Here is a 12,185-nt window from a genome sequence, read left to right on the forward strand (position 1 = left end):
GCGCCAGGGATTGACCAGCGCATACTCCTGCTCCCGGCGCTCGACCTTGACGCGCTGGTTGATCGTCAGGTAACATCAATCGTAGCAGCAATGCGCAAAGGGGGTCACGATGTGCCCGGGCCGGCCCACTCCGGGCGCAATGCAGACCGGTCCTGTTTCGTCGGTGCGCCATTCGGGCGTTTCTTGACTCGTCCTGATTGTTGCCTAGCTTCTCAGCAGCAAACCATGGGAGGCAACTTGTCGGCAACGATTTTCATCCTGACTGCGCTCCTGTCCGCCGGCCCCCAGCCGGAACTCGGCACGTTCCTGGCCCGACGCGACTATGAGTCGGCGGTCCGATACTACACCACCCGCCTTGCCGGCCAGCCGGACGATGTCGCAACCGTGTGCAACCTGGCCCGGGTTTACGACCACTGGCACAAGTTCGACTCCAGCCTTGCCTGGTGGAACCGTGTGCTCGATCAGGCCCCGGACCACGACTCTGCGATTGCCGGCCGCTGGTATGTCATGTACCGGCGCGACGAGAAAGACTCGCTCAAGCTCCCCGAGACCAAGAAGCTCATCGCTACCGAGGCCTCGGCGTTTCTTGCTGAGACCACCGTACGGTCTCTCACGCTGGCCTGGGACGGGCTCAGCATCTCGGATACGGTGCTGGCTCCCAGGGTCGGCTGGCTCCTGATGGAGCAGTTCCCATTCGCCCCCCGCGCCTACGAGATCACCGGCAGCGCCTTCTACGACTCGCTGGCCCCGGTCTGGACCAACGATACGCTCAAGGTGCCGCTCATCAAACGTTTCCTCGCTCGGCTGCCCCGCACCGAGTGGCGCCAGACCTTCTACATGTTCCTCCTGAGCTCGCGCTTTGGACTCAAGGACACTGCCGGCCTGCGCGCCGATGGGGCCGAGATGGTCGAGGACGACCCGACCGACCCATTCCGCTACCGCTACGCCGCCGCGCTGTTCAACCGGCTCAAGTTCGACCCAAAGACTGCCGAAGCCTATGCGCGCAAGGCCATCGACTGGGAGCCGCGAACCAAGAAGTCGCCCAACAAACCGCAGGAGCAATGGGACATCGAATACCCGGCTTTGCGTGGTTCGGCCCTGCTCGTTCTTGCCGAGGCGCTGAAGCTGCAAGGCAAACTCGCCCCGGCCGAGAGCTCGGTTACAGTCGCGAAGGACGAGTTCCGCTGGGACCCACAGCAGGAGGCAACGCCCGCTCCGTTCTACTGCCTGCTTGGTGACATCAAGGCAGCCCGGGGCGAAACGGCAGCAGCCTGCGCAGCCCATTTGAAGGCGATGGAAGCTGGTGACTCGCGCAACTACTGGGCTCCGCGTGCCGACTCCATGCTCAAGCGGCTCCGGCCGCTGGCTGACCAGGCCGAGCCTGAATTCAGCCGAGCGCGACTCGCGTACGAAGTTCCGGTCTTCACAGACATGACCGACACGTTCGGGCTCAAGGACCGACGTGAAGGTCGTATTGCCTGGGGCGACTACAACAATGACGGCTTCCAGGATCTGCTATTGAGCGGCTCTGTCCTGTTCCGCAACGACTCGGGCCGAGGCTTCACCAACGCCACCGACTCGGTCGGCCTCACCGATGCCAAGGGCCGGGGCGGGCTCTTTGCCGACATCAACAACGATGGCTGGCTCGATCTGTACGTCTCCGCCGGAGAGGGAGGAGCCCGGTTCTACAAGAACGACTCGGGCAAATTCGTGTACCTATCCGACCGCGCGGGTGGACCGGACAACAAGTACCCGACCGAGGGCGCAGGCTTTGCCGACTTCGACAACGACGGCTGGGTTGATCTCTACTGCGCCAACTACGAGAACTGGGAGAAACATGAGTATTACCCTGACCAGCTCTTCCAGAACCAGCACGGCTACTTCGCCGACGTCACCAACTCCTCCCTCCTCCCTACTCCCTACTCTCTCCTCTCTCCTCAGGCCGGCCGGGGCGTGAACTGGGGCGACTTCAACAACGACGGCTATCAGGACTGCTACGTCTCCAATTACCGGCTCTGTGAGAACCTCCTCTGGGTCAACAATCACGACTCGACCTTCACCAATCTTGCAGGCCAGCTCGGCGTTGCCGGTGACGAGGTCAACGGCGCCTATGGCCACACCATCGGCTCGGAATGGGGCGACTACGACAATGATGGTGACCTAGACCTCTTCTGCGGGAACCTCGCCCACCCGCGCTACATCGAATTCTCCAACCGTTCAATGCTGTATGAGAACAGTCTCGGACCCTCCCCGGCCAGTCCTACGTCCCTGGTCGCTGGTCACTCCTCCCTCCTCTCTCCTCCCTTCCGCGACGTCCGCGCTGCATCCGGCATCCGCTACGAAGAAACCCATTCTGACCCGGCCTGGGCCGACGTCGACAACGACGGCGACCTCGACCTCTACATCACTTCCATCTACGAAGGCCGCCGCTCGTTCCTGTACGCGAACCAACGCATCCCGAGTCCGACTTGCGCCTTCCCGCGACTCATGCCCACCGCCCCTCGCCCCTTCTCCGATGTGACCTGGTTCTCCGGTACCCGCGTCTTCAACGGTTGGGGTTGCGCGTTCGCTGACTTTGACAACGACGGCGACCAGGACCTTGTGGTCGGTTCGGGCTCCGGGGTCCGGCTCTTCCGCAACGACACGAGGTTCGGCAACAATTGGCTGAAAGTCCGCGTCATAGGCAGGAGATTCAACCGGGCCGGAATCGGCGCGCGGGTGACGGTCACCCAGGGCAAGAACCGCCAGATCCGCGAGGTCGAAGGCGGCAAAGGCACTACCAGCCAGAACTCGCTCATCCAGCACTTCGGCCTGGGCCAATTTGACACGCCGGTGACGGTTGAGGTAAGATTCGGTCCGCACAGCCGGAAGGTAGTCAAAGGTGTGAAGCCCAACCAGTTGCTCACCGTGACCGAGCCAGACTGATGGAACAAACTGGAAACGCAGTCTGTATATGGTGTGCCGACCGATACAAGTTCGTTGCCTGAAAGGAGAAGCCTGATGAGAAACGCAGCATTGGCCGTCGCAGTCGCCCTGCTGTCGGCAGGATGTGCCCGAGTCTACGTACAGCCCGCGATCGACCTCAGGCCGCACGAAGTCATCGGCATCATCGAGTTCAAGACCGATGCTGGAGGCGACATGGGTGAATTCGTCACCCGGAAGTTCATCCAATCGGTCACCGAGGATCAGCCCGACATCAGGCTTGTCGAACTGGGTACCGAGAAGGAAGTACTCGAAGAAGTGGGTCTGAACCACCTCGGCCCGGACGCCTTCAAGGCCATCGGTGAAAAGCACGACCTCAACACTCTCTTCACCGGCAACCTCGATGTTACTGAGGCCACCCCGAGCTGCTTCTTCACGCCGGGATTTGCGAGTATCGAGGCCAAGGTCAACGCCCGACTCACGGCCCGGCTGGTCGAGGCCGGAACCGGTGGTACGGTCTGGAGCAACTCGGCCCGGGACGAGCGCACCGTTGCCGGAGTCACGAAGTTCGGGCACGGACTCTCGTTCCAGGCTGAGGACCCGGAAGAGGCATACGGTGACATGGCGCGCCACCTCTGCCGACGGATAACGCACGACTTCCGCGGCCACTACGAAAGCCGTGGCTGCCGCTAGATCTCTAGACCTGCCTAGACGGAACAAAATCGCGGGCGGGGTCCGGCAGCAACCCCCCGCCCGCATCGCAGACCGAGCCATCACGGAGCAATCGGCGCTCCGACGTTGAAGACGTCGGTGCGGATGGCCTGCAGCACGGCCGCAGTGTAGCCGCGTGCAGTCCACTTGGTGACCAGTATCGCGACCGCCTGGGCCAGCGATTCACCGGAGATGTCCCTACGCGTCAGCGCCCAGATCTCGCGGCCGAACGACAGGTAGCCGGGATAGTCGGTCGTCGGTACTCCGGCCCCGTCGAGGACCTGTTTGACCTGTAGCTCCATCGACGCGATCATCGGGTAGACCGCGGTCACGTTCGCAAGCATTGTCGGCCGCATCTTGTCGAGGTTCGTCTTGATGAGGGTGGTGTCGTACTTGGCGTCCCACTTGGCGATACGCCTCACCGGATCGATAGGCATGGTTGTCACCTCCTTTCCGCGGTTTGATTACGCTCGCCGCAAGGCCGGACCGGGATGAGCTGCCGCTCCCGGCCCGGCCTGCCCGGTCGGCTCGAACGCGGTGGAGGAACCTCGGCTACAAGGTCGCTCGTCCCCGCCCGCACCGACCAGGCGACTTCCGAATTGTCAAAGAGCAACTCGCATCTTCACTATATGTATTCCCGCTCGCGGCAGGTCCGCACAGCCCGCCGTGCTGGAACCCCTTCATTGCTCAATTCCCTCCCCCGCATCCGTCCGTTCGTCATTCTGACTTCGACATTCTGACTTCCCCTGGCAGTCCGGCTTTCCTCCGTGTATCCGCCAGTGCCGTTCCCACGACCGCCTCACCCCGAGCAGGTCCCAGAGGCTCGTGCCCGGGGATTTCCGCTTGAAATCCTGCATCAGCCCGTAGCACCAGACGTCTCCCTCGCACATCTCGCGCAGGCGTTCCTTCGACCCGTCCTTGAGCCGGGCCAGGTATTCCTCGATGACCGGCTGCTCGCCTTTCACCAGCCGGTCGGAGAACTCGCCGTAAAGGTCGAGTTCCTCGCCCGTGTACTCTCCGAAGTCCTCTTCCGTCTCCATGTCACCTCCAGGGGTCAAGGCCGAGCTCCCGCGCCCGCCTCCTCGCCGCCCGCATCGCCCGCTGCGTGTCGACCCGCGCCTGCTCCTCGCTGATGCCGTAGGAAAGCGCCACCTGCGCGTACTGCCACCCCGCCAGCACGTGGAGCACGAGGAGCATCTGAAAGTACCGGGTCAGGCCCTCCAGCACGCGCCAAAGGACCTCGTGCCAGACCTCCTGCTCGTGTCGCTCCTCCGGGCTCAATGGCTCTGTACACATGCAGCAGCGCTCGCGCGCCTCGCTGCGCTGTACGCGCGCCCGCTTCCGCCACACGTGCCGGCACAGCCTGGTTGTGATTCCTGAAAGCCAGGAGAACAACTTTCCCCGGCTCGGGTCATACTTGTTCAGACGGCGGAGCCCGACAAGCAGGGCGTCGTCCGCTGTCTCTTCGGCATCCTGCGGGTCGTGAAGCAGCTTCCGAGCCAGCCCGAACAGCCCGGGCCGGTTCCGCTTCACGTACTCCGGGATCAACTCATCTTCCCCGCGCAGGATGCGGTCCACGAGTTCCTTATCATCCATATGCGCCTCCTGCCGTGCCTCATGCACGGACAGGACCTTAGCAGACCATTCCAACGATCCGGTGCGAGTCCCGCCAGTCCGAATCCCGTAGCCCGAGGCCACAGAATCCGTGTCCATCCGTGTTTATCCGTGGTTCACTCATTCCGTCCACCCGCACCATCTAATCATACTCCTTGCGACCCGGATGCGTCAACCGTTCTGACGCCAAGCTCGAAACCCGAAACTCGAATGACGACTCAAGTCCGAAGTCCGATTGCCCGACCCGGCATTGCCCGGCATTCGGGCCTCATTCGGAATTCGGCATTCGAGCTTCGTCATTTGCCGTCAGCGGCTTCCACAGGGTTTACGTTGAGCACGTTACGGCATATGCTCAGGAGCACCGAGTGCTCGCACCCGCGCGACACCCAGCGGCTGATGGCGATCCAGACGAGCAGGCGCGCGTCATGCTCCAGGTTCATCCGCAGCAGCTTCGCCACGTGCCGGGCAAAACCGTAGTAGGTCACGAACCGACATGACTGCACTCCCGCGCTGCACAGCACCTGGCGCACCTGGGCTAGGAGCGCCGCTTCCTGCTCCATCGCCGCGCCGAACCGCTCGAACTGGTCGCGCACCTTGCCGTCCACCCGGCGCGGCACCTCGCCGTGAATCAGCGCCCGCTCATACTTCCGGCAGCCCTTGATGACTGACCGCTGCATGCTCTCCGGCAACTGCTTCAGCACCTTACTCACGGCCCACCTCCCCCGCTCGTCGGCCCCGGCGGAAGGGTTCCAGGGGTCGAGGGTTCCAGGGCTCTGGCTGGAGAATCTGTGTAATCTGCGTCATCTGCGGATGTCCGCGTCCGGGTCCCAGGGTCCGCGGATTCCAGGGTTCCAGTGCCCGGCTCCCCTTCGTGCTCTTCGTGTTTTCGTGGCTCAACCGGAATCTGTGTCCATCCGTGTTCATCCGTGGTTCCATGTTCCGGGTTTCGGGTTTCGGGTTTCAGCCGGTCATACAGCTCCGTTGCCAGCACCACCACCGAGTTCGGCTCCAGCCCGAACCCCAGCCACTTCTTGAGCGTGTTCTCCATGCAGTACGCCAGGTCCGGCCCGGACCGCGTCCGCATCAACCGGCAGAGCTCAGCCAGAAACCACCGGTACTGGTTGAGCCGGGCAACCGGCAACCCGGTCTCCTCGATCAACGGATTGATGACGCTCCGCGCCTTCGCCTCGGCCGCATCCGGCGGAAGTCCATACACCGCCACCGGGCTCGGGCTTGCCCTCACCCGGGCCAACAAGTCCCGGGCTGCCTTGCTAAGTCCTACTTTTCTGTGACTTAGCGCCGTTTCCGACTTCTTATCCGACTTCATACCGACTCCTTTCAGGGTTCATTCGGCCCTGCATATGTGCTCTCTCACTATATGTATTCCCGTTCGCGGCACCTCCGCACACGATTTCCTCGAGAATCCATCTACCCCATGCACCCACCCCGTGGCCTGGTAAGCCCTATCGCAGCCCCTTTCCGACTGCGTTTCGAGATTCCTTTCCGAGTTCGTTTCGACTTCCCTTTCAAAACCCCTTCCGAGTTCCCTTTCGCGGCTCGTTTCGCGACCCCTTTCGACCTGCGTTTGTCGATTCCTTTCGCGGCCCCTTGCTCGATTCCTTGCGCAGTCCCAAGCGAGACCCCAAGGGCGGCGCCTTGCGGATTCCCTTGCTCAGTTCCTCCCGACCTGCGTCTCGCCTTCCCTTTGGACTTGCGTTTCGACTTCCCTCTCGAACTGCCTTCCGCAGCACAAACGTCGCTGAGTTTGAAGACGAGTCCGACCCAGATTCCGTCGCCAGCTTCGCCGCTTACTTCGTCGTCAGGTCTGTCGCAGTCACGTTGACATTCGTCTGAGGAGAGGTATCCTTTCGACGTGAAACAGCGACCGCTGCTCTACATCGAGACTTCGGTCTTCGGGTTCTACTTCGACCCGAAGCCGTTCAACACTCTGCGGAGGCAGGCGGCTGCGACGCTGTTCACGCAGATCGAAGCCGGGATCTTCAGAGCGGTGACATCGCCTCTAACCACCAAAGAACTGAGCCGGTCGGCCGAACCGCTGCGGTCGGAGCTGTTGGACCTGGTCGAACGCGTCGAAGAGCTTACGCTCGACGAAGATGAGGTAGAACGGTTGGCAGGAGCCTACCTGGCTGATGGCGTGGTGCCGGCCGACTTTGCCGACGACGCCAGGCACGCGGCCTATGCAACGATTGCCGGGGCCGATGTGCTGGTATCCATGAACCTCCGGCATCTGGCGAACGAGTGGGCCGAGCGCAGGCTGAACTCCGTGAACCTGCGCGAAGGATACGTGCTTATCGGAGTCCGAACGCCCGAAGAGGTGTTACGCTATGACGAATGAAGACGTCGATTTCCTGGAGTGGCTGCACGACCAGCGCCGGGCGGCGGAGGCCGACCGGAAGCGGCGCGGCCTGTCCGGCGCAGACTACCTGCGCGAATGTGCACGGGAGGCGGCGAAGGTAAGAGATGAGATGGAAACGCGCCGTCAAGTGACGGTCAGCGACAAGCCGCAGTCAGACAACTGACATGACACACCCCGGCATTGACGGAAGCTGGTAACATGGAAAGTGTCCCGGCTCTGTCCCCAGGCTGGATGGTACCAGAACGCTACCTGCTTTACCTCGATATCCTTGGGTTCGCCGAGATGGCACAGTCACCACGGCGTGTGCTGGATCTATACCAGATCATAGATGGCCTGAACGTCCATCGTCATCCCGACTTCCGGGCGCTGGTCTTCTCGGACACCTTGATCGTCTATAACGCTGTTGAACTCCAAGGTGGGCATGACAAGCAGGTCTGCGTCATGTACCTGGCTGAATTTGCACAAGACCTGCTGCGTCGTCTCATCGGCCGTGATTATTACTTCCGAGCAATCCTAACGAAAGGCGGTTTCCTTCATCATCGATTCGACAACCTAGACGCGTTCTTTGGTCAGGCACTGATCGACTCGTATCGAAACGAAAAGGACCTGACCGGCTGCGGCCTCTTCTTGGACGAGCGACTCCTTGCGGAGAACCGGATATTCCCTACCCGCCGCCACTGCGAACGCTTCCACTACGTGTTCCTGACGCCGTCTATCCAGTACTTGAGCGATTATGGTGACTCAGGATTTCCCTTTTCTGGCGAACCCCTCGATTCAACGGACATGACGCTTCAGGTTTACGCAGAACTGACCTTCCTCGCCGACGTCTACCGCAAATCAATGGAGCATCCTACTCCGAACGTCAGAGCCAAGTTCCAGGCAACCTGGAGCTTCTACCAGCTCCAGTTCCCCTTAGTCTGCAATGTACTGCGCGAGTCGGGGTTTGATTTCAACTCAGTGGCAGATGCCGACTGGAGGGCGGCCAAGTCCCACTTCGACAACGAGCTAGAGTCGGACTACTACCGGTTTCACGCCACACGTCCCGGAGACCATTGACTGGGACTATCGGGGACGGCAACTGTTTTGGGGACTCTGCCAAACTGGAGACAGCGATGTGGAGAAACGGCGGCCACGGTCGAATCCCTGCCGGCCCTACGCGCCGGCGTCTCCCGCCCTGCATTTGACATGAAGGCCTTGTCCGCTACCATGTCCGCGATGAGATCAGTACACTCGGCCTTGACGCCGTAGGAATGGAGCAGGATGCCCGCGATACCCACGCGGAGAGAACACATGACCGAAGGAGGTTGGACCATGTTCGCGACTGGCTTGATGCTCGCGATGCAGCTCGCGGCGGCCATACCGTCCGTAACGGTTATGGAAGCCACGATAGTCGTTGAGCCGGAGAGCACGATGAGGAGGGTCTTCAGATTCGCCCCAGGGGACGAAATACTGGTTACGGTTGAGGCGCTGAAGCAGGAAATGGCAGAGAGCGAGAGAGGCGACAATGCCGTGGGAAATGCCGTTGTGGCCGGGCTATCCGTGCTGCTGCCTCCAAAGGTCGGGTCCGCATCGCTGGGACCTATTGATGCTGACCCAATGGCACAGGCCGGTGACCAACAACTAGTCGAACTGCAATGCGCTACGGCGATAGGCGGACCTCACTGGATCGCCATCTCGGGAAGGCACGAGGGATGCCGCAGCACGTATCGCGTTACCGTCAAGCGGAGGCCCGCGACGCAGTCGCTCCGCAGCTTCGACACGAGGGTAACCCCATCTCGCATCGACACGGTCATCGACCCAATCCTCGACGGAAAACAAGTCTACGTCGCTGAAGGTACCATGCAGTACATCCCGTTTGAGATACCGGGAGATGCAGACCGCATCGTAGTCGTCGCGGCCAACGAGGAAAGCTACAATGCTCTCACCTCTGGATTCGCTTCCGGACTGGCTAGTATCGCACTGAGTGCTGCCCTCGAAAAGCCGACCCCAGTAGACCTCTCTTCAATACGGTTGGGCAAGGATTTCGGCTACAGCGTTGAAGCGTACTCTGGAGCCCTCAAACAATGGGTGCCCGTGGCGACATGGGCACGCATCCACTGCGACAAAACGCTAATCAAGCCCAGCGAGAGGCAGTACAGACTCTGTAGGATCCAGCTTGATAACAGCTACAGCACATTCACAGCCAAAACGGTGAAGCTCAGCGCATACTCGCTCAAACTAAAACCCGTGTATGGCCACGAGGAACCTCCGGCTAGCCCGGTCGCAGACGCGAGTGCAGACGAGCGGCAATCCCGGGCCGGGGATGCGGGAAGCAGCAAATACCGTGTCGTGGTGTACGCAAACGGCGGCGAGATGGGCCAGAAGGTGCTGGACGCGCTCAAGGTAGCTGGGTTCGCCAAGGACGAGAGCTGTGTAATCCACGGCGCGAGCGGGAATGCCTACATCAAGTACGGCGCGGCCACCGAAGCTGACGTTAGGACAATGCGCAAACTAGTCAGCGGGCTGTATGCCGGCAAGATCGAGGAGCTCGACGAATTCAACGCGGACGACTACGACGTCTTCATCAATCTGCCGTAGGGCGGCGATGGGGGGATAACTCCGCGGGGATTTCGGGGACACTTCACTAAATAGAATCCGAAGCGCGTCAAGATGCTGTCGGTCCAAGGACAGCACCCCATCTCGGGAAGCTCCCAGGAGGCATTGCAGATTGCCGATTGTAGATTGCAGATTGGCGCGGGCGCAACCCACCGGCCCCAGGCCGCAAGCCTCCAGCTAGCGCAAGCACAAGCTCAAGCCCGCTGACCGCCTCCGGCCACTCTATCCCTTGATGCCTCGATCACTCGATCCCTCTCTCCTTCCATTTGACACCCCCGCCCGCGAGTCTATCATATCCGCAATGAAGGGATTTCTGGTCTGTCTGCCGCTCGCTCTGGTCCTGGGCTGCAGCCTTCACTTTAGCCGCGGCGAGTTCAGGTATCCGCCGACTGCCGGACCGGCTGAGCTCCGAATGTCGATAGTGTCGCGAGAACAGCACGCAAGAGCAGGCGAGCCGTTCTTCGTGACCGTCTCCGTTGTGAACACCACGGACTCGGTCTGTACGGCGGCTGTCGGCAACTGGGAATACGAGGGACCCGCAACGTTTGTCCTGATCGGACAGGCGGGTGACACATGGGATTATCGACCGAACATCATCGCGGGGCTCAGGGTGTTGCTGGGCCCCAGTTTCTTCGGCATAGAGCCGCACGACAGCCTCTACCGGCACTATGTCAGGGCAGGAAAAGGGGACACGATACTTAATTGCCTCAGAAGCGCGTCAAGATGCGGACAGGCACCCCATTTCGGGAAGCTTCGGGACAACGCGCTGCCAGAGGCAGCGAGTTAGCAGTAAGGAAGGTAGCAGGTAGCAGTCCCGGAACGACGGCCGCCGGCTGACAGCCCGCGGCCTGCAACGGAGCGACTAGCGGGCGTGCGCCGACCGCTGGGGCTCGTGGTACTTGCTTAGGCGCTGGCTGCAGGCGGACAGCGAACGGCGAAAGCCTTTGTCGGTGAGGTCGCCAAGGAGACCTTGCGCAGCCTGGGTGAGCGGCGCGTTACTACGGTTCGCCCGATGGCCTCGCAGCCATCTGCCCCACGATTCGCAGATCCGCTTCTCTTCTTCGGACCAGCGACGCTGGTGGCGCAGGGTGTGCAAGCCGAGCTTCGCGGCCACGCGGAGGAGTTCCGCGTACGTGCGCGCCGGGGTCCGGCCGTAGTCCGGGCTCGCGCCGCCGGTTGCGCTTCGGGCGCGCCGGGCGTACTCGGCCTCAAGTTCCTTGTGGCAGGCTTCGCCCGCAGCGTGCCATGCCCCGGTATCGTCGGTCGTGACGCCCCGCGCGTAGCGCTCGATCAGTTCGCGCTCGAACGGTTCGCTGAAGCCGTGGTAGCGGGGCAGACCCATCTGCCTGAGAATCGGTTTCACCCGACCCCGGATCGCCTGCAGGCTGTGTCTGCGGCCGAGCGCACGGCTGCATTCTTCTGCCATCTGGGTCACGGTCCAGGGCCGGCCGCAGTGGAGCATCCGGACGTGCCGGTCGAGCACCTTGAGTTCCGCTTTGGTCCACTCCTGGTCGTCTGCCGGCACGCCCATGGCCCGAATCGCCCTGGCCATGTGCCAGCATGTACCTTCGAGCGTGCGCTTGCCTCCAAGTTCGTCCGTGAGCTTCGGCAGGCACGCGCGGGCGGCGTCGCGCATCGTCGGGAAACGGCCGGCGAGAAACTCCCGCGCGTAGCGCTTTACCGTCCGCAGCTCAGCCGGGGTCCAGAAGCTGAGGGCGTAGCCGAGCCCGAGAGTTCGGCACTGCGCTCCCAGGCGGGCGCGGACGGAGATGAGGGACCGGCGGGGATGCGAGGGGTTGAGTTCGCGGAGGGCTTCGAGTTCGCTGAGGCAGTCCGGCGCCGCCTCACCGGCGCTGCGGTACTTACCTTCGGCAAGGCTTCGGGCAAACCGGCTGACCACCTCAAGCTCTGGCTGAGTCCAGTTCATCACTACTCCCGCTCGCGCTACGGGCTTCGCCGGCGGCTG

At 62.0% G+C, this 12,185-nt stretch carries 13 protein-coding genes; 7 read left to right on the forward strand and 6 right to left on the reverse strand.

Annotated features, from left to right (window positions below; translation table 11 throughout):
* Together FJY68_04680 and FJY68_04685 are read left to right on the forward strand one after the other, a co-directional pair.
* Nucleotides 1-2,925: CRTAC1 family protein (locus FJY68_04680; protein MBM3331134.1), on the forward strand; the 2,925-nt coding region annotated here is incomplete at its 5' end.
* A gap of 75 nt (nucleotides 2,926-3,000) precedes the next feature.
* Complete coding sequence (locus tag FJY68_04685; GenBank protein MBM3331135.1) at nucleotides 3,001-3,615, forward strand: hypothetical protein; 615 nt, start codon at nucleotides 3,001-3,003, stop codon at nucleotides 3,613-3,615.
* 80 nt (nucleotides 3,616-3,695) lie between these two features.
* Here the strand turns inward: FJY68_04685 and FJY68_04690 are convergent, their stop codons facing one another.
* The 5 genes from FJY68_04690 to FJY68_04710 form a co-directional block, all read right to left on the reverse strand.
* The gene (locus FJY68_04690; GenBank protein MBM3331136.1) at nucleotides 3,696-4,070 is read right to left on the reverse strand and encodes a hypothetical protein; all 375 of its coding nucleotides are present in this window, start codon (nucleotides 4,068-4,070) and stop codon (nucleotides 3,696-3,698) included.
* Between the two features lie 243 nt (nucleotides 4,071-4,313).
* Complete coding sequence (locus tag FJY68_04695) at nucleotides 4,314-4,673, reverse strand: hypothetical protein (protein ID MBM3331137.1); 360 nt, start codon at nucleotides 4,671-4,673, stop codon at nucleotides 4,314-4,316.
* A 1-nt stretch (nucleotide 4,674) separates the two neighbouring features.
* Nucleotides 4,675-5,346 carry a sigma-70 family RNA polymerase sigma factor gene (locus FJY68_04700; GenBank protein MBM3331138.1) on the reverse strand — a complete coding sequence of 224 codons (672 nt, stop codon included), beginning with the start codon at nucleotides 5,344-5,346 and terminating at the stop codon, nucleotides 4,675-4,677.
* Nucleotides 5,347-5,543: 197 nt separating this feature from the next.
* A complete protein-coding gene (locus tag FJY68_04705) occupies nucleotides 5,544-5,957 on the reverse strand; it encodes a hypothetical protein (GenBank protein MBM3331139.1) in 414 nt (137 codons plus the stop codon).
* Nucleotides 5,954-6,574, reverse strand: a complete 621-nt coding sequence (locus tag FJY68_04710; protein ID MBM3331140.1) for a hypothetical protein — start codon at nucleotides 6,572-6,574, stop codon at nucleotides 5,954-5,956. Before FJY68_04710 ends, FJY68_04705 begins: the two co-directional genes overlap by 4 nt.
* 546 nt (nucleotides 6,575-7,120) lie before the next feature.
* On the opposite strand from FJY68_04710, the gene FJY68_04715 reads away from it, so the two are divergent.
* The 5 genes from FJY68_04715 to FJY68_04735 all read left to right on the forward strand — a co-directional run bounded on the left by FJY68_04715 (nucleotide 7,121) and on the right by FJY68_04735 (nucleotide 11,006).
* Entirely contained in the window at nucleotides 7,121-7,603 is a 483-nt protein-coding gene (locus tag FJY68_04715) for a type II toxin-antitoxin system VapC family toxin (protein MBM3331141.1), read from the forward strand.
* The gene (locus FJY68_04720) at nucleotides 7,593-7,787 is read left to right on the forward strand and encodes a hypothetical protein (protein ID MBM3331142.1); all 195 of its coding nucleotides are present in this window, start codon (nucleotides 7,593-7,595) and stop codon (nucleotides 7,785-7,787) included. The genes FJY68_04715 and FJY68_04720 overlap by 11 nt, the downstream gene beginning before the upstream one ends.
* A gap of 17 nt (nucleotides 7,788-7,804) precedes the next feature.
* Entirely contained in the window at nucleotides 7,805-8,680 is an 876-nt protein-coding gene (locus tag FJY68_04725) for a hypothetical protein (protein ID MBM3331143.1), read from the forward strand.
* A 234-nt stretch (nucleotides 8,681-8,914) separates the two neighbouring features.
* Complete coding sequence (locus FJY68_04730; GenBank protein MBM3331144.1) at nucleotides 8,915-10,201, forward strand: hypothetical protein; 1,287 nt, start codon at nucleotides 8,915-8,917, stop codon at nucleotides 10,199-10,201.
* 319 nt (nucleotides 10,202-10,520) lie between these two features.
* Entirely contained in the window at nucleotides 10,521-11,006 is a 486-nt protein-coding gene (locus tag FJY68_04735; protein MBM3331145.1) for a hypothetical protein, read from the forward strand.
* Between the two features lie 75 nt (nucleotides 11,007-11,081).
* Here FJY68_04735 and FJY68_04740 read toward each other — a convergent pair whose 3' ends face one another.
* Nucleotides 11,082-12,146, reverse strand: a complete 1,065-nt coding sequence (locus FJY68_04740; protein ID MBM3331146.1) for a hypothetical protein — start codon at nucleotides 12,144-12,146, stop codon at nucleotides 11,082-11,084.
* Nucleotides 12,147-12,185 lie beyond the last annotated feature (39 nt).

Source organism: candidate division WOR-3 bacterium (assembly GCA_016867815.1).
GTDB lineage: Bacteria > Hydrothermota > Tepidihabitantia > Tepidihabitantales > Tepidihabitantaceae > UBA2258.

Excerpts from the sequence above, each read along its gene's own strand:
- FJY68_04685 (MBM3331135.1), top strand. The coding sequence starts at position 3,001 with ATGAGAAACGCAGCATTGGCCGTCGCAGTCGCCCTGCTGTCGGCAGGA.
- FJY68_04690 (MBM3331136.1), bottom strand. The coding sequence starts at position 4,070 with ATGCCTATCGATCCGGTGAGGCGTATCGCCAAGTGGGACGCCAAGTAC.
- FJY68_04695 (MBM3331137.1), bottom strand. The coding sequence starts at position 4,673 with ATGGAGACGGAAGAGGACTTCGGAGAGTACACGGGCGAGGAACTCGAC.
- FJY68_04700 (MBM3331138.1), bottom strand. The coding sequence starts at position 5,346 with ATGGACACGGATTCTGTGGCCTCGGGCTACGGGATTCGGACTGGCGGG.
- FJY68_04710 (MBM3331140.1), bottom strand. The coding sequence starts at position 6,574 with ATGAAGTCGGATAAGAAGTCGGAAACGGCGCTAAGTCACAGAAAAGTA.
- FJY68_04720 (MBM3331142.1), top strand. The coding sequence starts at position 7,593 with ATGACGAATGAAGACGTCGATTTCCTGGAGTGGCTGCACGACCAGCGC.
- FJY68_04730 (MBM3331144.1), top strand. The coding sequence starts at position 8,915 with ATGACCGAAGGAGGTTGGACCATGTTCGCGACTGGCTTGATGCTCGCG.
- FJY68_04735 (MBM3331145.1), top strand. The coding sequence starts at position 10,521 with ATGAAGGGATTTCTGGTCTGTCTGCCGCTCGCTCTGGTCCTGGGCTGC.
- FJY68_04740 (MBM3331146.1), bottom strand. The coding sequence starts at position 12,146 with ATGAACTGGACTCAGCCAGAGCTTGAGGTGGTCAGCCGGTTTGCCCGA.